Consider the following 24,943-nt stretch of genomic DNA (forward strand, 5'->3'; position numbering starts at 1 on the left):
TGATCAAGAGGATGGCGTATGGCTACCGGGATAACGGCTACTTCTTCTTAAAGATAAAAGCAGCGTTTCCCGGTAAAGCGCGATGAACCTTTTTTATGGCTGGCTCAACCGAGTATGGATCCCGCCTATTTCTGCGCTTCCACCCGGAAACCATAACGGGGAAAATGCACGTGCACATGCCCGGCACGGTCGTCCTCACGGCTGATCACGACTTCTTCCGCGTCCTGGTAGACCAGTGTGCCAGCGACGGGATCCACGCCGTAATCCACGGCAGCAACGGTAACGGACTGTCCCAGGGCAAGGCCATTGGGATCGACAAAGCTGGCTTCTCGCAGAGGTGCCGGATCTGCCTCGCGGGCTATGCGAATGGCTTCTTCAGAGGCCAACTCCGAGGGCTCGCCATGACCACAGGCAGCCACCGCATCCAGCCAGCCACGCACTTGCGGATAGGGTTCCAGCGCGGGTGCGGAAGCCTTGTTGCTGGCCACAAACCATAGCGGGTGATACCAGGCAAAGTCGGCAATGCACGGCTCTTCACCCAGCAGGAAGGTGCCGCTGTCCTTCAGTTGCTGTTCCAGGCGACCCAGCAGGGTCGGCCACTGGGACAAGGCCTGGGAAGGATGCAGGCGGGAGGCGTTGCCGCCTTCAAACAGTTTCTTACGGTCCGCCAGGAAGGCATTCATCACCGATTCCGGCATCCCCTTGAAGCGCTCGGCGACGGCATGGGGCTGGAAATTCAGGGCAACGCCGTGCTGGAACATCACCTGGTCGGCAAAGTGGGCAGAGCTGGCGGCAATTGCCTCCTTGCCTTCCGGATAGAGGGCTGGCATGGACTGGATGCGGTCCAGCTGGCGAGCCATCATGGCGGTATCGCAATAGATGTCGGCACCAATCTGCATCACCGGAGTTCTACGGTAGCCTCCGGTAAGGGCCGTCAGGTCCGGTTTGGGCATAACCGGGGGTATATCCACCGAATGCCACGCCAGGCCCTTGAAGCCCAACATGATTCGGGCTTTCTCGGCAAACGGGGAGGCGGGGTAATGGTGCAGGATGATGTCGTTCATGGCGGCTCCTGGATTGTTATGGCTATATGGTTGCTTAACGCAACCAGCTTAGCCGGACACAGGGCGAACCGCCAGTGCGACCTCCGGATGCTAACCCTGGCAGGGACAGTTCAGCTCCATTTGCGAACCGGCGGTTGATAGTTCTGCAACGCCCGCAGCATGGCTGCCGGGTTATCCTCAACCACCAGCATGCGTTGATGTTCCGATCTGAGAAACCCGCTGCCTGCCATGTTCTCGATAAAGGCCAGCAGATGGTCGTAGTATCCGAAGACGTTGTACAGGGCACACGGCTTGTCATGGTAACCCAGCTGCGCCCAGGTCCAGGCCTCGAAAAGCTCATCCATGGTGCCCGGGCCGCCGGGGAGGGCCACAAAGGCGTCGGCCCGGTCCGCCATCAGTGCCTTGCGCTCATGCATGCCCCCGACGACCTTCAGTTCGGTCAGACCCTGGTGAGCCAGTTCCCGGTCCCTCAGGGACTCCGGTATTACGCCAAACACCTGGCGACCACCAGCCAGCACGGCATCTGCCACCTCACCCATCAGCCCGACGTTGCCGCCGCCAAACACCAGATCCACACCCTGGCTGGCCAGGTACTCACCAAACTCCCGGGCACATTGGGCGAACTTCGGGTCGTTGCCATGGCTGGAACCACAGAATACGGCGACTTTCATGGGTATGGATACTCCGGCTGATGGTGAATGGTACGCCCGGGGTCAGAACCTCACAGGCACGGGGCCATTATCAGCCCCGGTACCACCAGGAGCAACGATGCCACCGCAGAACAGGCCGACACCATGGCGGATGTCCGGGGCATAAACCCGGTCTCTGAAGGCGTTCGCCAGGCAGACCATGCCGAGATGAGCAATAACAGAGTCACCAGCAACCCTGCAACGGCCAGCAGCAGATTGATGGCGGCCGGATGGTCACCGCCGTTCACCAGCCAGCCCTGGAGGCAGGACAGCGACAACATCGCATAGAGCACCACAAACCAGAGTGACCATACCACCGGCCCCAGCAGCAGGCTGGCCGGATGTCGCCAGAACCGCGACCGGATCATGCGCCACCTCCAAAGGCCGCCGGCAGTGCCAGGAACACCACGATGCTGATCCAGTAAACCACCACTGTGTAACCCCATAGCGGATGCAGCACCCGCAACTCGTAGGGCAGGGCCTGACTGGTGTAACCCTGTCTCACCCGCAATGCCTGTAGCCCGGTCAGCAGCGTTGTGAGACCGCTATGGAAGATCAGATAGGCCAGAACGACCGCCAGGATCGAGTCATGGGCCGAGTCCCCGGGCCCGAGCCCGGCTTCAATGGCCGTCAGAACCAGCGCCACGCAGTGCGCCAGCCCCACCACGGTAACCAGCAACAAGCCACCCACGGATACAGCACCCTGCACCTGTCTCCACCACAGCCCCAGTGCACCCGCGAGCACCAGCCCACTGCCAAGCAGCCCCCAGACACTCAGGGGGGACTGCTCCGGCATCTGCCAGTCTGGTGCCACTGGCCACAAATAGAGCCATCCGAACAGTAACGAAGCGAACAGGGTTCCGTCGGCCATCAGGGTTACGATCATTCCCCAGCGCCCGGGGCCATCGGTGGTCCGGGAGTGCAGGGGCAGGTCACCAGTCCGGTCTCGGGGGGCTATTCGCGGGTGCAGGCCGTTCACCCAGCTCCATCTCAGGCAGGCCACAAGTGCCAGTACCGCGAACAGAATAGCCAGAAGATAGGTCTTCAATAGCAACGACAGGCACAACCCGGCCAGCACTGCAGCCGTAATCAACGGTTCCCAGGAGTTCGTCGGCAGGTGCATGACCTCCCGCGCCTCGCCGGTAACGGCGTCACTGCCGATGGTATCCCGTCGTCCGTCCTCGATCTGGCTTAGCCCGTGCTCGCCAGCGGGAATGCTCCGCATCAGTTCCGGCTGATCCCAAAGCGGATGGCGGGAGCGGATCTCGGGGATGCTGGCAAAGTTATAGGCGTTAACCGGCATCGGGATGGCCCACTCGAGGGTGTCCGCCTGCCAGGGATTCGGGCTGGCCTTGCGGCCGAAGCGGAAGTGCAGAACGATATCCAGGATCACCGTCGCGACTCCGATGGCCATGACAAACCCGCCCACCGACGACAACAGGTTGAGCCAGCCCCAGCCCAGACCTGCCTCGTAGGTGTAGACCCGTCTTGGCATCCCGAGCAAACCGGTCAGGTGCATCAGCAGGAAGGTCATGTTGAAGCCGATAAAGAACAGCCAGAACCCCCACCGCCCCATGCTGTCAGACGGCATGCGACCGGATACGTGGGGCAGCCAGTAATACAGCCCGGCCACCAGGGGGAACAGCATGCCCCCCACCAGTACATAGTGCATGTGCGCCACCACGAAGTGGGTGTCGTGGACCTGCCAGTTGAAGGGCACCAGGGCCAGCATGACGCCGGTGAGGCCGCCGCATACGAATACAATCAGAAACCCCATGATCCACAACATGGGCAGATGAAACCGCACCTTGCCGGCCCACAGGGTCGCCAGCCATACGAAGATCTGGATTGCGGTGGGAATCGCGACCAGCATGCTGGCCACAGAGAAAAACGCCTGCGCCATCTGCGGGATACCCACGGTGAACATGTGGTGTACCCACAACCCGAAACTGACGAATCCCATCATGATGATGGCCAGGACCACCCAGCGGTACCCAATGATGGGCCGGCCCGCGAACACCGGGATAAGGGTGGACACGATTCCCGCCGCCGGCAGGAAGATGATGTACACCTCCGGGTGACCGAACAGCCAGAACAGATGCTGCCACAACAAGGGATCGCCGCCGCCCTCTACCGCGAAGAACACCCAGCCGGCGGCCCGTTCCAGCTCCAGCAACACACTGCCAAGAATCAGCGGCGGGAAGCCGAAAATGATCATCAGGGCCATGGCCAGGATATACCAGGAAAATAGCGGCATTCGCTGCAGGCTCATGCCTGGCGCCCGGGACCGGAGAATCGATACTGCCAGCTCAACCCCGGCGGAAATCGCGGAGATCTCCACGAAGGTAATCCCCAACAGCCAGAAGTCAGAGCCCATGCCCGGGGAAAACTCGCGGCTGCTCAGCGGGGTATACATAAACCACCCCGAATCCGGCGCAATCTGCAGGAACAGACTGGAGAGAATGATCAGACCGCCGAAAAGGTAACAGAAGTAACCCAGCGCACTCAGCCGCGGAAACACCAGGTCCCGGGCGCCGATCATCTTGGGGATCAGGTACATGGCTGCCCCTTCCAGTACCGGAATGGCGAACAGGAACATCATCACCGTGCCGTGCATGGTGAACAGCTGGTTGTACAGGTCGGCACCGATAATCTCCTGTTCGGGCAGCGCCAGCTGGGTCCGGATCAACATGGCCAGCAGGCCGCCCACCAGGAAAAAGATCAGTCCGGTGATCAGGAAGCGAAGACCAACGGTGGTGTGGTTGACGGCGGACAACGTGCCCCAGCCGGGCAGGTTGCCCCACACCCGCTCAAACCGGTCGTTGCGTGCCTGCTGTTCCGCTGAAGGCGCCTGGCTCATTCCCTGACCTCCTGTTGCCAGCGCTGGAATGCCGTCTGGTCATGTACTTGCACCCGGAACTTCATATGCGCGTGCCCGGTCCCGCAAAACTCGGCGCATTGCCCCCGGTAGGTGCCGGGTTGGTCTGCCTGCAGTCGCAAGACATTGGTGTGCCCGGGGATCATGTCCAGCTTGCCCCCAAGCCTGGGCACCCAGAAGGAATGGACTACATCGTCGCTGGTCAGGTGGAGGTCCACCGGGGTGTTTGCAGGTATGTGAACCTCGTCCGTCAGACGGATTCCGCTATCCGGATAGTTCACCTGCCACTGCCATTGGCGGGCCGTCACGTTGATTCTCAGGGGCTCACCATCACTCACCGGCAGCGGCAGCATGCGCTGACCCAGGGGAATACCGAAGCCCAGGATCAGTACGATGGCGGTCATGGGCAACACCAGCCCGCCACCGATAATCCACCACCTGGCGGCTCGCCTGGCTCCGGATTCCGTCTTCGCCGGGGCACGGCGCAGGGCAATGAACCATACGGCAAATACCAACAGCATGATGGTGCCCAGCAAGCCCAGCATTGCCCACCACAACCAGGCAGCAGACCGGGCACTCTCGCCAGCCGGGTCCAACGCTGAGAGTGGCCCGCCGCAGCCGCCCAGCAGAAGTGGAGTGGTAATCGCCACCAACTTTGCTAACGTTGGATAAAGTCTGTTCCTGTCACGGAAGGAGTCCGCAGCCCCATGGATGTCGCCCCGATTCGCAGCCGCATGGCGCTGTTCGGCCACCCCATCCACCCCATGCTGATCCACTTCCCCGTTGCCGCCCTGTTGGGACTGATCGGAACGGATATCGGCTACGCCCTGACTGGTGACAGTTTCTGGGCCCGGGCCGGCACCTGGCTCGCCGCGATTGGCATGTTGGGGGGATGGTTTTCCGGGCTGATAGGCGTCCTGGACCTGGTTCTGGTGAAAGAAATACGCCGCCTGGTGATCGCCTGGTGTCACGGCATCATGGCGGTGATGCTGCTGTCGCTTGCGACCCTGAACTGGCTGCTTCGACTGGGGGACGTGGAAGCGCTGATCATTCCCTGGGGGCTCTACGTGAGCCTGCTCAGCGGGGTGATGATCAGCATCACCAGTTTTCTCGGCGGCCAGTTGGTGTATGACCATGCCGTCGGGGTGGCAGCGGAAAAAAGCATCAACCGGGCCCGACGCAACGAGAAAATCCGGAACATCGAGGAAGACAGGCTGGTGGACTGACCGGCTCATAGCCATTGCTCCACTGGCGGCTTCGCCAGCACCAGCCAGAGTATGACCAGCACCACCGCAGCAATGCCCGCCATCAACAGCCCGCTCCACAGGGTTACCGGCGCATCGGGCCTGGTTTCCGCCCGCACGATCAGCACACCGGTCAGGGTGTGCAGAACCACCAGCAAACACACCACCGTCAGCTTCGCGATCAACCAGGGTTCAAAGTTGATATCAATAGTGAACACCACGGTGCCGGCAAATATCGCCACCAGCGCTGCCGGTGTGGCCAGCCGGGTAAATAACAGGCGGGAGAGGGAATCATAGGGGTGCGGGCGCTCTTCCAGGGAATGGCTGCTACCCATGTGGCTCGCCACCAGCGCCGGCAGATAGAAAAGACACCCGATCCAGACCAGAAGCGCCGAGATGTGTAACACCAGAAATCCCTTCAAGATCGGACGACCTCCCTTTACCGCGTGCCCTGTCCAGGCTGTCTTCAGTGTAGACGCGGGGAAGGAAGGTGGTATTCAGATTAGGAATTGGTAATGCGGCAGCCTTCAGTCTGATAGCACGGCAGCCGACAGCTCGCCCAGGGTGCGGACAGCCTCTTCGATCCGAGGTGTCCAGGGGTTGGCCGCATTGAGGCGAAGGCAGTTTTCGTATTTACCTGTGGTGGAAAACATGATGCCGGGCGCCACGTTAATACCCCGCTCCCTGGCCAGCCGATAGACCTGGGTACCGGAGCAATTTGCCGGCAACTGCACCCACAACACGAAGCCGCCGCTTGGCCGGCTGACCGCCGTGCCCGCAGGGAAGTACCGGGCGACCGCGGACCGCAGTCTTTCCACCGACTCCCTGTAGGTGCGCCGGGCACCACGAAGGTAGCGGTCATAACCGCCCTGCTCCAGGAAATGGGCGACGGCAATCTGCGGCAGGGTGGCCGTGGCCAGGTTCGTGAAGTACTTCTGCTGGCGTACCGCCGGGAAGTGGCGCCCCGGCGCGATCCACCCCAGTCGCAATCCCGGGGAGATCGTCTTGGAGAAAGAACTGCAATAGATCACGTTGCCCGTACGGTCAAAACTCTTCGCCGGCCGTGGACGCTCACCCGAGTGGGCGAGATCGCCGTAGATATCATCCTCGATCAGCGGGACGCCTGCATCCTCCAGCAACGACACCAGCCGTTGCTTGTGCTCGTCCGACAACCGCATGCCCATGGGGTTACTGTGATTGGTGACGGCCACGCAGGCGCGGATGGGCCACTGATCCATGGCCAGCTGCAATCCCTCCAGGCTGAGACCTTCTGCGGGATGGGCCGGAATCTCGATCACCTTCAGGCCCACCACCTCAAGCGCCTGCAGGATACCGGGGAACGAGGGCGATTCCACGGCGACAATGTCGCCGGGACTCGTCACCGCCCGCAGGGCCATGATGATGGCTTCCTGGGCGCCATTGGTGGCCAGGATCTCATCCGGCGAAACGGCAACGCCCAGCGCGGCCATGCGTTGGGCAATCTGGCGTCGAAAGGCGCTCTTGCCGGGAAAGGCATAGTCCAGGGATTCCAGGCCGCGGCGGGCGGCCCAGATTGACGCCTGCTGAATCTGCCGGATCGGCAGGTAGTCGGGATGGGGAACCGCCGTTGCCAGCGGGACCATCCGCTTCTCTTCGTCAGAGCAGAGGTCCATGGCCATGTCCCGCAGGGTCACCGGCACGGGGCGGACATCCTGGGCGGACATGGCCGGCTCGGGTGCATCGACCGGAGGACGCCGCACGAAGTAGCCACTGCGCTCACGGGGCTCCAGCAAACCCCGCCCTTCCAGCGTCTGGTGAGCCTGCAGGACAGTGGCCACACTGACCCCCAGCTGCCGGCTAAGCACACGCACCCCCGGCAGGCGCTCGCCGTCCCGGAACACGCCGTCGCGAATCAGGGTTTCCACCTGGTCAGCCACCTGGTGATAGAGAGTTTCCATACTGACTATCCTTCCACAGGTCATGGTCAACGACACAGCACAGTTGAGTGTCAGAACGACCGGTACAGTTCCGGCGTCCTAACACGCTGTACCGGTTCAAAAGCAGAATAGCTGAATCTGTTATGGATCGCACCGGAGGGAGACACTGGAAGCCTCACGAACCGGGAAAGGAGACTTCCCATGACACACCCCGCAAACACCTGCACACTACACTGTTCAGGCTCGCGCCAGGACCTTCTGCGGGTAGGAGGTGATACTGAGATTACAGCTTCCGAGCCGGAAACTGCCCTGCGCAACATGGGTTACCGGGTGGAACGACGGCGCCTCCACCACTGGGTTCTGACCACCGGCGAGCCGCTGCCGGAGTTGCATTTCTACAGCAAAGCCGAGCTCAGCCGGTTCCTGATGGACCGGGCTGCACAGTATCTCACTCACACCGACAGGAGCCTGCATCATGCGGACGTTACCCTTCTACCAGGTCGATGCCTTCGCCAGTGAAGTTTTCAGGGGCAACCCGGCGGCGGTCATGCCCCTGGAGAACTGGTTGCCGGATGGGGTTCTGCAGGCGCTGGCGGCCGAGAACAACCTGTCAGAGACGGCCTTCCTTGTGCCGGAAGGCGAGGACTCAGCCGCCGACTTCCATATTCGCTGGTTTGCCCCGGGTGCCGAGGTGCCCCTGTGCGGTCACGCTACCCTGGCCAGCGCCTGGGTACTCTTCAACCGACTGGGTTGGGAAGGTGACCGGATCCGGTTCCGTTCCCTTCGCGGCGAGCTGGGCGTAACCAGACGGTCGGACGGATCACTGGAGCTGGACTTCCCCGCACTCTCCATCGAACCAGTGGCGATACCCGAGCTGTTACGCAAGGCCCTGCCGGAAACCCGGGACCTGGTCTTCGAAGTACCCCATGACACCAACTACCTGGTGGTACTGGATAGCGCGGAAGCGGTCCTCCAGGCCAGCCCGGACCTGGGCCTGTTGCGGGCACTGGACAACCAGGGCGTTATCATCACCGCCCCGGGTGATGACTGCGACTTTGTCAGCCGCTACTTCGCCCCGGGCATCGGCATCGATGAAGACCCGGTGACCGGCTCCATTCACAGTGCCCTCACACCCTACTGGTCAGAGCGGCTGGACAGGAATCCGCTGCTCGCCCGTCAGCTCTCCGCCCGCGGCGGTGAGTTACGCTGCGAACACCGGGGTGACCGGGTTGGCATTGCCGGGAAGGCTGCGTTCTATATGGCAGGCGAGGTGGAAATACCCTGATCCATGTTCAGGGCAGGATGACCAGGTGGTTGGGAAGTTCATTCCGCTCGTGGGTAGCCGGAACCTGCTCCCTGAGATGCTCGCCGCAGGCCTGGATGCAATCGAGGAAACCCTGACAGGTGTCGCCCTGGCGCACCTGGCGGGTGAAGACCTGGACGATCCCTTCCCAGACCGCGTTGTCGACCCGCGCGGAAATACCCTGGTCAACCAGGATCTCGACATAACGCTCCGCTTCCGATACGAAGATCAGCATACCGGTGCTGCCTTTCGTATGGTGCAGGTTCTGTTCCAGGAATTGCCGGCGGGCAAGGTTCCCGGCCCGCCAGTATCGAACATGGCGGGGAATCAGCCTGGTATTGATCCTGGGTATGCCGAACAAGGCACCGAGTACAAGGAAAACGCCCCACTGGACCAACAGCAGTAAATCGGCGTCAAACCACTCGGTAAAATAGTTAACCAGACCGGGCAGCAGTAAAGCCAGGATGGCGGCCCAGAGCAGGGGAATATAGGCGTAACTGTCTGCCTGGCGGGCCAGCACGGTAACCAGCTCGGCATCCGTTTCCCGTTCAACGGCATTGATGGCCGCAGCCACCCGATCCTGTTCAGTCGAGGTTAATAGCGTCATGGAGTGATCTTGCTCTCAGGTAAATTGTCCATTTATCCGGCTACCATCCTCCGGACGCGCCACCGCCGCCGAAACCGCCGCCCCCACCACTGAAGCCGCCGCCTCCAAAGCCACCACCACGGCCGCCCATACCGGCACCCAGCAAGGCACCCGCCGCCAGGGCACCCCTGCCGCGACCGCCACGGCCGCCGCCCCCGACCAGCGAAATAAACGACACGATAATGATGAAAAAGAAGATCACTGCAAGCAGGTTGGGTTTGTCCCCGGGTGCTGCCTCTCCCCCGGGCACAGCCACCGACTCGCCGCCCAGTGCCTGGATCATGGCTTCGGTACCGTCGGTTATGCCCCGGGCAAATTCGCCCTGGCGGAAGGCTGGTGTGATGACCTGGTTGATAATGGCGGAGGACGTGGCGTCGGTAAGCCGCCCCTCGAGCCCGTAACCCACCTCGATACGGATTGCCCGTTCTTCCTCGGCGACAATCAACAGTGCGCCGTTATCTTCGCCTTTCTGACCAATGCCCCAGTGGCGCCCGAGCTGATAACCGAATTCCTCAATCGGGTAACCCTGAAGATCAGGCAGGGTGACAACGACCACCTGGTTGGTGGTGGCTTCTTCATGGGCCGCCAGCATTTCGGTGAGTGCCGACGCCTCATCCTGTGAAAGCATTCCGGCGCCATCCACCACGCGGCCTGTGAGCTCGGGAAACTCGGGGGTAGCCTGGCCCCAGGCCGGACTTTGCAGCAGGCACAGGGTGATCAGCAGGATCAGGGGGCGAAGCACAACCATCAGAACTCAACCTGCGGCGCCTGATCTGCGTTCTCGGTGGTAGCCTCGAAGTTTTCCCGCAATTCCATATCGCCGTACAGGAGGCTGTGCCAGATACGACCGGGGAAGGTGCGGAGCTCCGTGTTGTAGCGTTCGACCGCCTGGATAAAGTCCCGCCGGGCAACGGCGATCCGATTCTCGGTGCCTTCAAGCTGGGATTGCAATGCAAGGAAATTCTGGTTGGATCTCAGTTCGGGATAGCGCTCTGAAACCGCCATCAAACGGCTCAGGGCGCTGGTCAGCTGGCCCTGGGCCTGCTCGAACTGCTGCAACTTCTGAGGATCATTGAGAATACTTTCGTCCACCTGGATGGACGTCGCCCGGGAGCGGGCCTCGACGACCTCCGTCAGGGTCTCCTGTTCCTGGGCAGCGAAACCCTTCACGGTTTCCACCAGGTTCGGCACCAGGTCCGCCCGGCGCTGATACTGGTTTTCAACCTGGGACCAGGCTGCCTTCACCTGCTCGTCGTAGGTGGGAATATTGTTGATACCGCAACCGGTCAGGAGTGACACCAGGGCCACCACCAGGCTCAGTTGAAGGAACGCCCACTGTCCGGACCGCCCTGAAGTATAGGTCATGTTTATTACTTCCTTTTGATCGCGCGAGCGCCCGGTTTCAGCCAGGCGCTTTTCCCTGAAGTAGTGTCCCAAACCGGCACAGTCCCTGAAAAGGGGCACCTGTCACTTCTGCCGGTAATCCGGGTCCGTCCAGCAAACCGGTAATGGCTCGCCGGAAGGAAAGGCCAGCTTTGACTTGGCGATGGGCTCAGGGTCCTGGGCCTCTTCGCCGTAGTGGACACTGCCGGTGACCTCCTGTTCGTTCGGGTCGTACAGGGCCTTGATATCACTGATTTCGACAAGGTGTCCGGTGGATTTTTCCGCCAGCAACATAGAGAGCCTCCTGGTTCCGGTATCGACATGGCTTTCTGTTCAATGTGGCCCTCGTAACCCGCTTCTGCAACCTTTCTTACATCCGACAATGCCCCTGCCATTAATAACGCGTAACCCTGCATGTGGTTTTTTCCTGCTCTGCCGGCCTCAGAACTGAGGGGTAGTGATCTATGCTTTTTATCAACCACAAACCCGGGAGGTTTCACCATGAGTGCATCACTGAAAGGGAAGAAGGTCGCGTTCCTCGCCACCGATGGCGTAGAGCAGGTCGAACTGACGGACCCAAGGGAGGCCCTGGAAAAAGCTGGTGCCGAAACCGAACTGGTGTCCATTAAAGAAGGCAGCATCGACGGCTTCCACCACCTGGACAAGGGCGACACCTTCAAGGTGGACAAGCTGGTTGGAGACGTGGATTTCAATGACTATGACGCCCTGGTGTTACCCGGCGGCGTGGCGAATCCGGATGAGTTGCGGCAAGATCGGGCCGCCGTGGCGTTTGCCCGCAGCTTCGTGGAAGCCGGCAAGCCGGTGGCCGCCATCTGCCACGCGCCATGGTTGCTGGTAGAGGCCAACGTTGTTCGGGGCCGCACACTGACGTCTTTCCCCAGCGTCAAAACCGATATCGTGAACGCCGGCGGTCACTGGGTAGACGAAAAGGTCTGCTACGACGCGCCCCTGATCACCAGCCGTAACCCGGACGACCTGGAAGCGTTTTCCAGCAAGATTATCGAGGTGCTTGGTCACTAGGGCCGGCTGGGCCGGCGCTGTCTACCGATGCGCCCGGGTAGCGTTTCCTTGCCCGGGCCATCCGGATGATGGTGATCACGTTGGTAACGAAGATCATGCCCTCGGCGAGGGTTCCGCCAATGGAGCCGATCGCCAGGTTGTTCAGCATCCAGGCCAGGGCCGCCAGCCCCAGCATGATGCGCATGGGAATACCCCGCAGCAGGAACATGGCGATGGTGCCCAGGGTCGCCGCCGTCAGCGGCAGTACATCCACCCAGTCCCGCCAGGTCAGCGCCGCTGCCACCAGGTTCGCCACCAGTACCACCCACATCACCCACTGACTGCCCACATAGCGGCGTGCCAGTACGATCCTTGCGATCACCAGCACCGTCAGGGCCGCCGCCGTCCAGCTGCCAAAGAACGCAAACTGCAACGCAAACGCTACGTTGGCGGAAATCAGCAGCACCAGCAGCCGGTCATCGTTCTTGCTCGCGAAGGCCACCAGGCAGATGGCAAGCGCCACCAGCCCGAAGAACTGGCCGGCCAAACTGGCGAGGGTAAGGCTATCAAGGTCAGGCATGGATCCCCACAAACCAATGGTTTATTGCACAACTGTCATGCGGCTAACAACAGGGTGCAAGTCGTTTACTGCTACGCTTTCTGAAACTGCCATACCTTATGGTATGCCACCTGAACGAGAAAACCCGCCACAAGGAGACTCGCGCATGTTTTCCCGTGTTCTGCCAATACTGGTAACCGGTGCCTTCCTCACCGGCTGTGCCACCAATCCGGGCCCGAAGCCGGATGACCAGCTGGCATCGGCGCAATCAGCCCTGCAATCTGCCGCCAATGCCGGTGGCGAGGATACAGAGCCCAGCATGGTTGCAGCTGCCCGTGAGAAAGTCGCTACGGCCGAATCCCTCATTACCGAGGAGCGGTATGGCGAGGCACGTCGGCTGCTGGAGCAGGCCGAGGTGGACGCCCGCCTGGCCGAGGCCAGGGCCGAGACCCAGAAGGTACGTGACGAACTGGGCGATGTCAGGGCCAGCATCGATTCCCTGCGCCGAAACCTGGAAAACCAGAACTGACCCCCAAGGAGGCAATATGAAACGGCACTACTTTGGCACGGTTCCGGTGATCACCGCCGCTGCACTGCTTTCGGCCTGCGCCAGTACCCCACCGGAAAACCCCGCCCTGAGTGAAACACAGGCGGCCTATGAAGAAGCCGTGGAGAATTCCGAGATTGCACGCAACGGCCTGTCACACCTGCGGGATGCGGAAACGGCACTGGGCCAGGCTGAAACCCTCCACGCGGAAGGCGGCGATGAAGAAGCCCTTGGGCACCAGCTCTACCTGGCCAACCGACACCTGGACCTGGCCCGGGAGAAAGCACTGCGCGCCGGCCTTCAGGAGGAGCTGAGCGAAGCGGAGCGCCAGCGGGATGACCTGCGCATTCGCATTGGTGAGCGCCGCGCCCAGGAAGCAGAACTCCAGGCCCGCATGCTGCGGGAACAGATGGATCGGCTGCAGGCGGAACAGACCGACCGTGGCATGGTGATGACCCTGGGGGACGTACTGTTCGACATTGACGAGGCCGAACTCAAGCCCGCTGGTGAGCGCACCGTTCGCAAGCTCTCGGACTTTATGCAGGAGTATCCCAACTACCGGGTACGGGTCGAAGGCTATACCGACAGTACGGGGGAAGCAGCCTATAACCAGGAGCTGTCCCTGAGCCGTGCGCAGGCGGTTGAAAACAAACTGCTCTCCGATGGCATAGACCCGGACCGGGTTGAAACACAGGGCTTTGGAGAGGAATACCCCAAGGCCACCAATACCACTGCCGCCGGACGCCAGGAAAACCGACGGGTGGAAATCGTCATCTCCGACCGGGACGGTAATATCGGCTCACGCTGATTTGCCCACTAGACGCAAAAAGGCCCCGCAACCAGACGGCTGCGGGGCCTTTTTCGTTATGGCCTGGCGGATCAGGCTACTTCGGCCTCCGCCTCTTCCGGCACTTCGTGACGGATCAGGAAGTCAAAGGCGCTCAGTGCAGCCTTGGAGCCCTCTCCCATGGAAATCACGATCTGCTTGTAGGGTACCGTCGTCGCATCACCAGCCGCGAAAACACCCGGAATGGAGGTTTCGCCACGCTCATTCACCATGATTTCACCATGCTGGCTCAGCTCGATGTCACCCTTCAGCCACTCGGTGTTCGGCACCAGGCCGATCTGGACGAACACACCTTCCAGCGCCACGTGGTGGTTGTCACCACTGTTACGGTCGCGGTAGGTCAGGCCGTTCACCTTACCGCCTTCACCGGTGATCTCGGTGGTCTGGGCAGATGTCAGGATCTCCACGTTCTTCAGGCTGCGCAGTTTCTTCTGCAGCACCTCATCCGCCCGCATTTCGTCGGCGAATTCCAGCAGGGTCACGTGGCCCACGATACCGGCCAGGTCGATCGCTGCCTCGACACCGGAGTTACCGCCACCGATAACCGCAACGCGCTTACCCTTGAACAGGGGACCGTCGCAGTGCGGGCAGTAGGCTACGCCCTTGTTGCGATACTCTTCCTCACCAGGTACACCCAGCTGGCGCCAGCGGGCACCCGTGGACAGCACCAGGCTGCGAGCCTTCAGTGAGGCGCCGTTGGCCAGCTGGATCTCGTGGTAACCACCGGTCCGGGCTGCCGGAATCAGTTTCTCGGCGCGCTGCATATTCATGATGTCCACGTCGTATTCCTTGACGTGCTGCTCCATGGCCGCCACCAGCTTGGGGCCTTCGGTATAGGGCACAGAGATCAGGTTTTCGATACCCATGGTATCGGATACCTGGCCACCAAAGCGCTCGGCAGCAATACCGGTGCGGATTCCCTTACGGGCGGCATAAATGGCTGCGGAGGCGCCCGCCGGGCCACCGCCGATCACCAGCACTTCATAGGGGGCTTTCTGGCTGAGCTTCTCGGCTTCTTTCGCACCGGCGTTCTCATCCAGCTTCGCCACGATCTCTTCCAGGGTCATACGGCCCTGGCCCCAGGGCTCGCCGTTCATGAACACGGCCGGTACCGCCATGATTTCCTTTTTCTCGACCTCATCCTGGAACAGGGCGCCGTCGATCGCGGTGTGGCGGATCTTCGGGTTGATGATACTCATCAGGTTCAAGGCCTGAACCACGTCCGGGCAGTTCTGGCAGGACAGGGAGAAGAAGGTCTCGAACTCGTACTCGCCATCCAGTGACCCGATCTGCTCAATCACTTCCTGGGAGGCCTTGGACGGGTGACCGCCCACCTGCAACAGGGCCAGTACCAGCGAGGTGAACTCGTGGCCCATGGGAATGCCGGCAAAACGCACCCCGATGTCAGTACCTACGCGGTTAATTGTGAAGGAAGGACGACGTACGTTCTCGTCAGTTTCCGTACGCAGGCCGATCTTGTCGGACAGCGGCTCGATCTCTTCCAGCAGCTCCCTGAGTTCCTGGGATTTCCTGCTGTCGTCGTAGGCTGCCACCAGCTCGATCGGCTGCTGAAGCTTTTCCATATAGGCCTGAAGCTGTTGCTTGATATTGGCATCCAACATGTATGCATTCCCCTTGATGTCTTAAGCCGGGTGGCTGAATCAGAAAAAGTGGTTAATTGAAGTTAGGGTTACGATACGGACCCTCATCACCAAGCTCAAATTAATTGGTCTAAACCATTTGATAGAACTGCGCTATATACGCGAGGTATCCCATCCGGCCCTGTCAGTAACTGGAAAATGATCGATGAATGTCGCTGCCATAACGACGGATGATGGCCATCTTGGCCGCGTGGAAAGCCGCCACCGTTTCCTCGCCGCCATCCCGTACCAGCTGGTACCTGGCCAGTTCATCCGAGATCACGTCCATAAACAGTTCCGCAAGTAACAACCGTGCCGAATCCCGGAACCGGCCCCGGCCATCCACATAAAGCTGGACAGTCGGCGCAGCGGTATTGATCAGGATCTTGCGCTCATCGTGGCTGTACACGGCCCGCTCAAGTTCGTTATGCAGATTGCGGAACTCATAACCGGTGAACATCATCTCGCCGTGGTCCCGCGGCGGTCCATTGTGGCGGTGATGAGCCCGGCGCGTTGAGGGACGCTGATGATGGTGATGGGCCCCGTGATCGGCAATGACAACCTCGCACCAGGCGAGGTAGTGGCGGGAACGAACAGTAATCTCGCCGCGGTCACCAATGGTATCACCGGCAACCGTCCACTGGATCCGGCCCTTGTCCGCAAGGTCCGTTACCGGCACTTCCGTAATCGCGGTATCCAGCTCCACTGAATCCGGAAACTGGTAACTGATATGCAGAACATCATCTGGCTCAAAGCGGGCCGGATCCACCAGCAAAGTGATATGGAAAGGGCGACCGGCCTCCCGGTAATAGAACGGCGTGGTAAAGCGCAGGGAGGCTTCCCCGGATTCCGGCGCCGAGGCTGTTTCAACGGGCGCCGGAAGGGCAATATGCAGGTCCTCGATGGCCGCACGGTTCATTCGCCCTAGCAGGTGCTCGATCATATGGTCGGTCCTGCCCGACGCCGTCGCATGTTCGAGGTAGCGCAGGTTCTCACGCTCTTGTGCGACAGCCGGCCTGATCAGTTTACTGACTGCCCGTGCGAAGGCTGCCACAAAGGGCTCTTTCAGGTTCAGGCCTTCACGTTCATCACTGATCACGGCCAGCCCCTGACCGAGCTTTTCCGAGAGCCCGGGGCAGTTCACCTCGCCAAACAGGTACTCGGTCCCCACCTGGTTCTCGAACTCAAACATCTGACAATCCAGTACCGCATTGCCGGAGAGCACCAGTAAGCCGTTGGTACGCTCGTCTCCCCGCAAGGTCAGCTCTGCGGTCAGCGCCCGTTTCAAGGTCAACGTAAATGGCCAGGTCTGCTGCTCGTAAACGAAGCTGAAAGGCTGCTGCGGCCCCGTCAGTACCCTCGCTTCGGGCTCCAGGTAATGAACCGGTGCGATTCGCTCTGCCTCCCTGCCCGCCTGACGGTGTACCAGCTCAATCGTGCGCCGGCCAAGGATTTCCCGCAGATAGATATTATGGGACACGGAATGGAGTACCGAACGAAACTGGATGATCTGTACCAACGGGTTGTCGATAATAATGGCTACGCGGGTTCCATTGGCATCCGTGCCCAGTCGGGCATAGTCGGTGTCCCTTGCCTCCCGGTCACCGGAACCGTCGTCGTAGAGATACTCTCCGTGCTCACCCCTGAACAGGTCTACACGGGTATAGCGCCCATCCCGGATAGTCTCCAGCCAGCCGTACCCGAGACCGTAAATGGCCTGCTTGAGGCCGCGCCCGAAATAGCCCCTGCCCGTGCCCTCACCCCGGGCGAGGGGACTGTGTGCCCCACCATAGGTCAGGCTTGCCAGGGCCTGCTGCCACGACATGCCTTCAGCCTGGTCCGCCACTACCAACCTGGCACCATGCTGGTGTCGCTCGTATTCGACACGAATGGTTGCGGCGACAGCAACACCCTTGCGCTCAAGCCGGTTGTAACTGTCGTCACTGTTCGTGATGAGCTCCACCAGCGCTTTTTCGATGGATGCAAAGCGCCGCGAGTCGATATCGATCACCCGCTGGTCCACTGGAATAGCCGTTATACCCATAGCCTTGTCCCTGTCCGCCCGATGTAGGAAACCAACCATCAAATCTGGTACGCATACAGCACCTACCTTAGCCGATTTCAGCCAGGCTGCTCATGACAAGCCTCAACGCCGGGATCACCAAACGCAAAAAACCCCGGACAAGCCGGGGTTTTCAGGGAACCAGTACCTGCACTGCAGGCCCTGGCTCAGGTCAGCTTCCCTTCAGCAGGGAGCTTAGATCTTGCCTACCAGGTCCAGGGACGGAGACAGGGTCTCGTCACCTTCCTTCCACTTGGCCGGGCAGACTTCGCCAGGATGCTTGCGAACGTACTGGGCAGCCTTGACCTTGCGCATCAGGTCGTCGGCGTCACGGCCGATGCCTTCGGCGGTGATTTCCATTGCCTGGATAACGCCATCCGGATCTACCAGGAAGGTAGCTCGGTCTGCCAGGCCCTGGCCTTCACGCATCACACCGAAGTTGTTGGTGATGGTGCCAGTCTGGTCGCCAACCATGTAGTACTGGATCTTGCCGATGGTCTCGGAGCTGTCGTGCCACGCCTTGTGGGTGAAGTGGGTGTCGGTGGACACGGAGAACACTTCTACGCCCAGCTTCTGCAGCTCTTCGTACTTGTCCGCCACATCACCCAGCTCGGTCGGGCAAACGAAGGTGAAGTCAGCCGGGTAGAAGAAGAAGATGGCCCACTTGCCTTTCACGTCGGCATCGGAAATTTCAACGAACTCGCCCTGTTTGAATGCGGTTGCGTTGAACGGTTTGATCTCGGTATTTACCAGAGTTGTCATTGATTCAATCTCCTTCAAGTTGGTTGGGACACCCAATGTAGTTGGTCCTGCCTAATTCCTCAAATTGATTAACTTTAAATGAGCAATAGGCCAGACCTATAAAACTTTCGTTCCTGCCAGGCCAGGCTGGCCGCAGAAACCCCGCAATAAGTGACTGCACAGGCTTTATTGGGTAGTCAGTACCGGATTTCAACAGCCGCAGATTACCAACCGGTCATTGTGCGGGACGATTCACTGTGTGCCCCATATTCGCTAATCTGTGTGACCGTTCTGATACACTCTCCGTGAGCTTTCTGACCATGCACGAACTCCCTATTCACTACGTCGAACCTGTGTTCCGCCCACCCAGCGAGGCGAACTCCCTCATCCTGCCGGTAACGAATGGCTGTTCCTGGAACAAGTGCACCTTCTGCGATTAGTGGAATAGAAAAAACATCCTAAAATACGGAAAAAGTGGGACCAAAGGTCAAGTTCTGGTTTTTTTTATGCCCGCAGAAGTATATAGTTGAATTCGAAATGTACTATTAATACCATTTTGGGGATCGTGTGCTAAGTAGCGTCTGCATAGAGGCACGCGTCAAAGTGGACAACACAGGGACCAAGATAAGTCTCCCGGTGATCGTCACCCATGATGGTTTGCTGAAAAGTTATCTGGACTATCTGATTGTACATCGGAACAAATCTCGGAGCTGGAAAGACAGAAGTGCTTTTGCTGTTCGACTTCTCATTGATTACACGAATCAGAACAAAGACTGCTTCGCAAACCCTCACCAACTTTTTCGAGAGTTCTCAAACAGCCTTTACACGGGAACGATTGGCGAGGACGGTAGCGACCCGAGTTGGTTGCGTTGGCGGCCACGCAGCGATAAAGACGCCGCTTTTCTGATCAGCCTCATAACCAATTACACAGACTGGCTCTCTGAACAGTCTGAAGAGAAAAAGCTTCAGATAAATCCAAAGGTTAGACCCAATCGTTATGAAGAATGGATGGGCCTAGCAGCCTTCTACCAGAAGAAACGGCGGGCTTTTCTGTCACATCTATGGGCCAGCAAGCCAGACCCCTCTCATTTTCGGAAAGTCATGCCCAGGAAGGTTTCACGTTCTAGCGGAAACGAGGGCAAGAAAAGCTTTCCGGAAGGACGCATTGACGATCTCTTATGGAACGGCTTTACGAGATACGGTTTCGAAACCAGCGACACTGTTCATGAGCGTCTCGACCTAAAAAATGTGCTGATCACGATGCTGATGCACTACGGCGGACTCCGGCTCAGCGAATGCTTTCACCTTTGGGTAGAGGATGTCGCGCCATGGGAGGATGGAACCGCACTGGTTAAGGTTTTTCACCCGGACAAAGGACGAACCCGTCCAAACGGCCCCAGCAGGCGTGAAGAGCTGATCCAAAAGTATGGGATGCAGCCACGATTTGAGTATTCGAAATCCCATACGTTGCACGCAGGCTGGAAGGCACCAAAAGAGGACAACGAAAGTCGCCACTTTCTGCGGGTTTGGTGGTTTCCGCAAAGTGCCGGCGAGACCTTCAACGACTTGTGGCGACTTTACCTGACGTACCAGCGGCACCCAGACGACGATAAACACCCGTTTGCATTCACAACGCAATCGGGCGCTCCGCACTCGATTAAAGGGTATAACCAATCGCTTAAGAGGGCCGTTGAAAGAATTGGTTTACTGTTTTCAAAAGAAGCGGGTACGACCGCACACGCGCACCGCCACTCCTACGGGCAAGCACTCGCCGATGCAAAGGCCAGCCCGTTTATAATCAAAAACGCCCTGCACCACAAATCGATAGAAAGTCAGCAGGTCTACACCGAACTCACTGATAAGCAGATGCGTGCGCATTTGAACAGTTTGTCACCCGAGCACGGCTTAATATCTCCAAGCAAGCAGGGACTCACTCATGAGGATTAAATACGCCACTGTCGCTGAGGCGTCTGAAGCCGCTAAGCGCTTGGGGTTCAAATCACGTTCTGAATATAAAAAGGGCTACCAACAAGACCCAAAGCTGCCGTCGAATCCCAATAACGCTTACGCCAAGGATTGGGACGATTGGTACGAGTTCCTTGGCACTGATCGTCCCGGTGAGAACAGGTACGCCACCCTCGCTGAAGCGTCAGAAGCCGCTCAGCGCCTCGGATTCAAAACATTTCCTGAATACCAGAAGGAATATAAGCTGGATCTCAAATTACCGGCGGCACCCAACGTTTACTATGCTGCTGACTGGATAGACACATATGATTTTTTAGGCGTAAAGCGCCCTCCTGAAAAATACGCCACCCTCGCCGAAGCGTACGAGGCCTCTCGGCGCCTGGGATTCAAATCATCGAAAGAATACCTAAAGGGCTACCAACAAGATCCTAGACTGCCGATCAGACCCGACACATTCTATTCGGATGAGTGGGTGGATTGGTACGACTTTTTCGGTAGAGAGCGGAACTATGCCACTTATGCCGAAGCGTCTGAGGCCGCGAAGCGATTGGGGTTCGCAAAACGAGCTCAATACTTAAAGGGCTTTAGCAAAGATCCTAAATTGCCCTACAGTCCGGAGAATGCCTATGCAGAGAATTGGAAGGACTGGCACGCTTTTTTGGGTACGCAGCGGAACTATGCCACTTACGCCGAAGCGTCTGAGGCCGCTAAGCGGTTAGGATTGAAGACGCTAAAGGGATATCAAGTGGGCTATAAAAAAGATCTGAAACTGCCCTACAACCCGGAGAACGTCTATGCAGAGAACTGGGAGGACTGGCACGCTTTTCTGGGTACGCAGCGGAACTATGCCACTTACGCCGAAGCATCTGAGGCCGCACAGGCCCTAGGTTTGAAAAAGTCTGAAGAATATTTTAAAGGTTACCGGCAAGATCCAAGACTGCCGAGCGCTCCGAACCAAACCTATACTGCGGACTGGGTGGACTGGCACGCTTTTCTAGGTACAGACCGCCGCGGTGAAGCATTCTATCCCACCTACGTCGAGGCGTCCGAGGCCGCTCAACGACTGGGATTTACATCAAGCGTCGAATACCATGAAAGCTGCCATCGAGACCCTAGGCTAGCTGTTCATCCTAACGTTTTTTACGCTCAGGATTGGGTGGATTGGTTCGAGTTCTTGGGTAGTGCCCGCTCCGGTGAGAAATGGTACGCCACCTACGCCGAAGCGTCTGCGGCGGCGCAAGCCTTAGCCATTAAAAGCTCCAAGCAATATAAAAATTTGTACCGGAATGACGTAGGGTTGCCAAGCCTTCCCAATGAAATTTATTCAGATGACTGGGTCGACTGGTTCGATTTTTTGGGTATCGCCCGCCCTCCAAAGAAATACGCTACCTATGCCGAAGCGTCTGAGGTCGCTCAGAGACTAGGCTTCAAATCGCTCGTTGAGTATACAAAGGGCTATCATCAAGATCCCAGACTGCCAGTCAATCCTCACGTTCGCTACTCCGAGCACTGGCCTGGTTGGCCCAAGTTTCTAGGTAATGAAAACGCATTTGATCCCAATTTGCTGACCGCTTATCCAAGGTTTTGGAAAGCCATTCAGCGTTTTGTGTATTCTGGCGTTAATCAGAATGCGAAATACACGCATTTGAGGGGCTTTCTCAAAGACTATGTTGCAACGCAAAAGTTAATCGACGATCCAGGGGTCATGCTGTCGAGGGACATTCCGTTCAATGACCGAGTTTACGAGGCCTTTGTTCACGCCACGGGGGAGACTCAAAAAAAAGCACGGCACAAAATATGCTCCAATTTCTTTGAATGGGTTTTGGAAACTTATTGCTCTGACGAGGATGATGATGGCGAGCTGGCAGTCTTGCCTGGTTATCGCAACCCTCTGCGAACCGTCCTAAAGGGCTTGCTAGACCAGTTACCCAGCGCTAGGCGCAGTGAATCGAACAAGCCTCCACTGCCCATGGAGGCCATTTTGCGAGCCAAACAGCATCTGATTCCCCCTGAGGCAACGTCGTTTCGCGATCTCTATCGATTGCATGCGTTCCTGGAAGACTGCTGGTTTGAGGTTGATCCACAGTTAATAGATGACAGCGACCCAAACTGCATTTATCGAGCGGTGACAAAAGACCGAAAGCGAGATGGCGAGCGCTATTCTGAAGAGGTGTACGAGTTATGGTCGCCCGTAAAAATTGTCGCGAACTACACGCTGTTATCCATTCCACTACGAGGCCAGCAGATTTGTTGGCTCGACAGCGGAGAGGGAGATGAGTTTGTTCCGATATGGCGCGATGGGAAGGTCAACTGGATCAATAACCCAAGCCAGTTTGCGACGCGCAAACGGAATCAGGAGTTATTGTCAAATCTGGTGTATGACCATCAGGCAGCGTTCCTGTCAGATTGGTCTTCCACCTGTATTCCATCCTGAAACTGTACGTTGTCCACGACCAGCTTCAGTTGGTCGAACCCCTTGATCCGCTTCCAGCGTTTCTGGGCGGACTGGAGCAGCTTGAACACCATCGATAAGGTGGTGTCACGGCTGCCGCAGGAGCGGCTCCGCTTGGTTCTCAGTCGTACTGTGGCGAAGGTGGATTCAATCGGATTGGTGGTCCGTAAGTGAATCCAGTGAATCGCCGGAAAATCATAGAAGGCCAACAATTCATCCCGATCCTTCTCCAGGTTTTCCATGGCCTTGGGGTACTTGTCCCGGAACCGCCGCAGGGTGCTGTCGAACGCCTTGTGGGCACTGTCTCGTGTCTCGGCCAGATAGATCTCATGCAAGGCTGACTTCACCTTCGGCTGCACCGACTTGGGCAGCTTGTCCAGCACGTTGGCGGTTTTATGGACCCAGCACCGCTGATGCCGGGTATCCGGAAACACCTTGCTCAGGGCCTTCCAGAAGCCCAGTGCGCCGTCGCCAACAGCCAGCTTGGGCGAGGGCTCCAGGCCCCGTTCCCGCAAATCCGTGAGTAGCTCTCGCCAACTGGCCTCGGACTCCCGGTGGCCGTCCTCGACAGCAACCAGCTCCTTGTGACCATGCTCGGTCACGCCGATGATCACCAGGAGGCAGAGCCGGTCGTCCAGGCGGACGTTGCTGTACACGCCGTCGGCCCACCAGTACACATAGCGTTTCTGGCTCAAGTCCCGTCTCTGCCAGTCCTTGTGCTCATCAAGCCATTTCACCTTGAGCCGGGATACCGTGTTAGCCGACAGGCCATTGGCCTGCTCGCCGACCAGCGCGCTCAGGGCCTCCTGGAAGTCACCGGAGGAAACGCCACGCAGGTAGAGCCAGGGAATCAGTTCCTCCAGGCTCCGGGCGCGCTTCAGGTACGGTGGCAGCAGGTGGCTGTTGAAGCGAATGCCAGCGCCACTGCGGTCCCGGGCCTTGGGAACCCGGACTTCCACGTCGCCGACGCCTGTCTGGACAGTGCGTTTGGGAAGGTGTCCATTACGCACCACAGCACGGCGGCCATCCGGCGTCTTGACGTCCGCGTACTGCTTCAACAGGCTCTCCAGCTCCGTCTCAACGGCCTGTGCGATCAGATCCCGGGCACCCTGCCGGATCAACTCGTGCAACGGGTCGTTGCTGGCTACCTCTGGTTGTGAAAGAGCATGCAGGTTAGACTTGGACATGGCGTATCATTCCTCTGTTGGTTGTGATCTTGGCGGAAATCAACCAACAGGATACGCCACCCCTTCAGCCTGCTTCCATACACCAGAAATCACCATAACTCCGGAATCAGGGCTTCATACGGAAAGGAAATGACGATGGTGAGTTGAGTTCGTACATCACGACGAACAAAACCGGAAAGAAACATGGAGGCTACGATATTCCCTTCATGCCGGAAGATCTGGCGTATTGGGTTGTCCAGCTTCGGGAGTGGCAATCCAAATACAATCCTATCAAAGAACTCACACCGTGGACGCAAATCAGGCTGCGGTATCCGCAACACAATGACGTCCTCAAAAGGCGCGGAAAACAAGCGTTCCTGTTCCGTGATCCGGCGTCTAACGCCTGTGATGAAAAGTTATCGCCCATGTTCACGACCACCGCTTTCACACGAACCCTGCCTGCACTGTTATTCTACAGCCAGAGACGGGAGGAGGACCTAGTGTCCCGTCTGGGTAATTCGTTTATTTATCATTAATGACACTCAACTTTGCTCGCGCCACTGAAGTCATAATCGATTCTGCGCTTTTGTGCCAGCGGAAGGGCTTTGCCAGCTTCTCATTATGAGTTTGGATAAAGCGACGAATCGCCTTCTTCAGTTCGCCGACACTGGTAAAAATGCCACGGTACAAAGCACGGCGTTCCAGTTGACCAAACCAGCCCTCCACGGCATTCAGCCAGGAGGCGCTGGTTGGTGTGAAGTGAAGCTTGAACCGGGGATGTTTCTCCAGCCAGGCTTTTACCTCTGGTGTTTTATGAGTCG

Annotated in this window: 26 protein-coding genes and 1 pseudogene; 10 read left to right on the forward strand and 17 right to left on the reverse strand. The window is 58.6% G+C overall.

Annotation, left to right across the window (positions count from 1 at the left end; translation table 11 throughout):
* Positions 1-125 precede the first annotated feature (125 nt).
* From BM036_RS17595 to coxB, 5 genes are all read right to left on the reverse strand, one after another.
* Positions 126-1,064: a glutathione S-transferase family protein gene (locus BM036_RS17595; RefSeq protein WP_091854735.1), complete on the reverse strand. Its 939-nt coding sequence runs from the start codon at positions 1,062-1,064 to the stop codon at positions 126-128.
* A gap of 110 nt (positions 1,065-1,174) precedes the next feature.
* Positions 1,175-1,735 (reverse strand): LOG family protein, encoded by a 561-nt coding sequence (locus tag BM036_RS17600; protein ID WP_091854737.1) that lies wholly within the window; start codon positions 1,733-1,735, stop codon positions 1,175-1,177.
* 50 nt (positions 1,736-1,785) lie between these two features.
* A complete protein-coding gene (locus BM036_RS17605) occupies positions 1,786-2,121 on the reverse strand; it encodes a hypothetical protein (protein ID WP_091854740.1) in 336 nt (111 codons plus the stop codon).
* Positions 2,118-4,613 (reverse strand): cytochrome c oxidase subunit I, encoded by a 2,496-nt coding sequence (gene ctaD / locus BM036_RS17610; protein ID WP_091854741.1) that lies wholly within the window; start codon positions 4,611-4,613, stop codon positions 2,118-2,120. Before ctaD ends, BM036_RS17605 begins: the two co-directional genes overlap by 4 nt.
* Entirely contained in the window at positions 4,610-5,281 is a 672-nt protein-coding gene (gene coxB, locus BM036_RS17615; RefSeq protein ID WP_091854780.1) for a cytochrome c oxidase subunit II, read from the reverse strand. Before coxB ends, ctaD begins: the two co-directional genes overlap by 4 nt.
* Positions 5,282-5,338: 57 nt before the next feature.
* On the opposite strand from coxB, the gene BM036_RS17620 reads away from it, so the two are divergent.
* On the forward strand, positions 5,339-5,857 hold the full coding sequence (locus BM036_RS17620; RefSeq protein ID WP_091854743.1) for a DUF2231 domain-containing protein: 519 nt from the start codon (positions 5,339-5,341) through the stop codon (positions 5,855-5,857).
* A gap of 5 nt (positions 5,858-5,862) precedes the next feature.
* On the opposite strand, the gene BM036_RS17625 is transcribed toward BM036_RS17620, so the two are convergent.
* Together BM036_RS17625 and BM036_RS17630 are read right to left on the reverse strand one after the other, a co-directional pair.
* A complete protein-coding gene (locus tag BM036_RS17625) occupies positions 5,863-6,297 on the reverse strand; it encodes a CopD family protein (RefSeq protein ID WP_218144838.1) in 435 nt (144 codons plus the stop codon).
* Between the two features lie 105 nt (positions 6,298-6,402).
* Positions 6,403-7,812: an aminotransferase-like domain-containing protein gene (locus tag BM036_RS17630; protein ID WP_091854747.1), complete on the reverse strand. Its 1,410-nt coding sequence runs from the start codon at positions 7,810-7,812 to the stop codon at positions 6,403-6,405.
* 180 nt (positions 7,813-7,992) lie between these two features.
* On the opposite strand from BM036_RS17630, the gene BM036_RS19985 reads away from it, so the two are divergent.
* Both BM036_RS19985 and BM036_RS17640 read left to right on the forward strand, forming a co-directional pair.
* On the forward strand, positions 7,993-8,310 hold the full coding sequence (locus BM036_RS19985; protein ID WP_143066645.1) for a hypothetical protein: 318 nt from the start codon (positions 7,993-7,995) through the stop codon (positions 8,308-8,310).
* Positions 8,267-9,076 (forward strand): PhzF family phenazine biosynthesis protein, encoded by an 810-nt coding sequence (locus tag BM036_RS17640; protein WP_091854750.1) that lies wholly within the window; start codon positions 8,267-8,269, stop codon positions 9,074-9,076. Before BM036_RS19985 ends, BM036_RS17640 begins: the two co-directional genes overlap by 44 nt.
* A 7-nt stretch (positions 9,077-9,083) precedes the next feature.
* Here the strand turns inward: BM036_RS17640 and BM036_RS17645 are convergent, their stop codons facing one another.
* The 4 genes from BM036_RS17645 to BM036_RS17660 all read right to left on the reverse strand — a co-directional run bounded on the left by BM036_RS17645 (position 9,084) and on the right by BM036_RS17660 (position 11,417).
* A complete protein-coding gene (locus BM036_RS17645; RefSeq protein WP_091854752.1) occupies positions 9,084-9,701 on the reverse strand; it encodes a TPM domain-containing protein in 618 nt (205 codons plus the stop codon).
* A gap of 40 nt (positions 9,702-9,741) precedes the next feature.
* Complete coding sequence (locus BM036_RS17650) at positions 9,742-10,488, reverse strand: TPM domain-containing protein (RefSeq protein ID WP_091854754.1); 747 nt, start codon at positions 10,486-10,488, stop codon at positions 9,742-9,744.
* Entirely contained in the window at positions 10,488-11,105 is a 618-nt protein-coding gene (locus BM036_RS17655) for a LemA family protein (RefSeq protein WP_091854756.1), read from the reverse strand. Before BM036_RS17655 ends, BM036_RS17650 begins: the two co-directional genes overlap by 1 nt.
* Positions 11,106-11,207: 102 nt before the next feature.
* Entirely contained in the window at positions 11,208-11,417 is a 210-nt protein-coding gene (locus BM036_RS17660; protein ID WP_091854758.1) for an acetyltransferase, read from the reverse strand.
* A gap of 207 nt (positions 11,418-11,624) precedes the next feature.
* Here BM036_RS17660 and BM036_RS17665 point away from each other — a divergent pair, with 207 nt between their 5' ends.
* Positions 11,625-12,164 carry a type 1 glutamine amidotransferase domain-containing protein gene (locus BM036_RS17665; RefSeq protein WP_091854760.1) on the forward strand — a complete coding sequence of 180 codons (540 nt, stop codon included), beginning with the start codon at positions 11,625-11,627 and terminating at the stop codon, positions 12,162-12,164.
* On the opposite strand, the gene BM036_RS17670 is transcribed toward BM036_RS17665, so the two are convergent.
* On the reverse strand, positions 12,142-12,723 hold the full coding sequence (locus BM036_RS17670) for a YgjV family protein (RefSeq protein WP_091854762.1): 582 nt from the start codon (positions 12,721-12,723) through the stop codon (positions 12,142-12,144). The two genes, BM036_RS17665 and BM036_RS17670, sit on opposite strands and share 23 nt — an antisense overlap.
* 145 nt (positions 12,724-12,868) lie before the next feature.
* Between BM036_RS17670 and BM036_RS20135 the strand changes: the two genes are divergently transcribed.
* The gene (locus BM036_RS20135) at positions 12,869-13,231 is read left to right on the forward strand and encodes a DUF4398 domain-containing protein (RefSeq protein WP_177186097.1); all 363 of its coding nucleotides are present in this window, start codon (positions 12,869-12,871) and stop codon (positions 13,229-13,231) included.
* 16 nt (positions 13,232-13,247) lie between these two features.
* A complete protein-coding gene (locus tag BM036_RS17680) occupies positions 13,248-14,057 on the forward strand; it encodes an OmpA family protein (protein WP_091854764.1) in 810 nt (269 codons plus the stop codon).
* A gap of 71 nt (positions 14,058-14,128) precedes the next feature.
* Here BM036_RS17680 and ahpF read toward each other — a convergent pair whose 3' ends face one another.
* From ahpF to ahpC, 3 genes are all read right to left on the reverse strand, one after another.
* On the reverse strand, positions 14,129-15,718 hold the full coding sequence (ahpF, locus tag BM036_RS17685; RefSeq protein ID WP_091854766.1) for an alkyl hydroperoxide reductase subunit F: 1,590 nt from the start codon (positions 15,716-15,718) through the stop codon (positions 14,129-14,131).
* 163 nt (positions 15,719-15,881) lie between these two features.
* Positions 15,882-17,780, reverse strand: coding sequence for an ATP-binding protein (locus BM036_RS17690; protein WP_091854768.1), 1,899 nt, complete (start codon positions 17,778-17,780; stop codon positions 15,882-15,884).
* 213 nt (positions 17,781-17,993) lie between these two features.
* Complete coding sequence (ahpC, locus tag BM036_RS17695; protein ID WP_177186098.1) at positions 17,994-18,560, reverse strand: alkyl hydroperoxide reductase subunit C; 567 nt, start codon at positions 18,558-18,560, stop codon at positions 17,994-17,996.
* 299 nt (positions 18,561-18,859) lie between these two features.
* Between ahpC and BM036_RS20385 the strand changes: the two are divergent.
* From BM036_RS20385 to BM036_RS17710, 3 genes and pseudogenes are all read left to right on the forward strand, one after another.
* Positions 18,860-18,976 (forward strand): annotated as a pseudogene (locus tag BM036_RS20385) (radical SAM protein); the annotation flags it as partial.
* A 130-nt stretch (positions 18,977-19,106) separates the two neighbouring features.
* Positions 19,107-20,486 carry a gamma-mobile-trio recombinase GmtY gene (gmtY, locus tag BM036_RS17705; protein ID WP_091854772.1) on the forward strand — a complete coding sequence of 460 codons (1,380 nt, stop codon included), beginning with the start codon at positions 19,107-19,109 and terminating at the stop codon, positions 20,484-20,486.
* Positions 20,476-22,938 carry a VPA1269 family protein gene (locus BM036_RS17710; RefSeq protein ID WP_091854774.1) on the forward strand — a complete coding sequence of 821 codons (2,463 nt, stop codon included), beginning with the start codon at positions 20,476-20,478 and terminating at the stop codon, positions 22,936-22,938. The genes gmtY and BM036_RS17710 overlap by 11 nt, the downstream gene beginning before the upstream one ends.
* Here BM036_RS17710 and BM036_RS17715 read toward each other — a convergent pair.
* A complete protein-coding gene (locus tag BM036_RS17715; RefSeq protein WP_091854776.1) occupies positions 22,890-24,143 on the reverse strand; it encodes an IS256 family transposase in 1,254 nt (417 codons plus the stop codon). The two genes, BM036_RS17710 and BM036_RS17715, sit on opposite strands and share 49 nt — an antisense overlap.
* A 116-nt stretch (positions 24,144-24,259) precedes the next feature.
* Here BM036_RS17715 and BM036_RS17720 point away from each other — a divergent pair, with 116 nt between their 5' ends.
* Positions 24,260-24,658: a VPA1269 family protein gene (locus BM036_RS17720; protein WP_091854778.1), complete on the forward strand. Its 399-nt coding sequence runs from the start codon at positions 24,260-24,262 to the stop codon at positions 24,656-24,658.
* Here the strand turns inward: BM036_RS17720 and BM036_RS17725 are convergent.
* The coding region (locus BM036_RS17725; protein ID WP_177186051.1) for a transposase at positions 24,645-24,943 on the reverse strand (299 nt) is incomplete at its 5' end. The genes BM036_RS17720 and BM036_RS17725 overlap by 14 nt on opposite strands.

This window comes from Marinobacter segnicrescens, assembly GCF_900111555.1.
Classification (GTDB): Bacteria; Pseudomonadota; Gammaproteobacteria; order Pseudomonadales; family Oleiphilaceae; genus Marinobacter; species Marinobacter segnicrescens.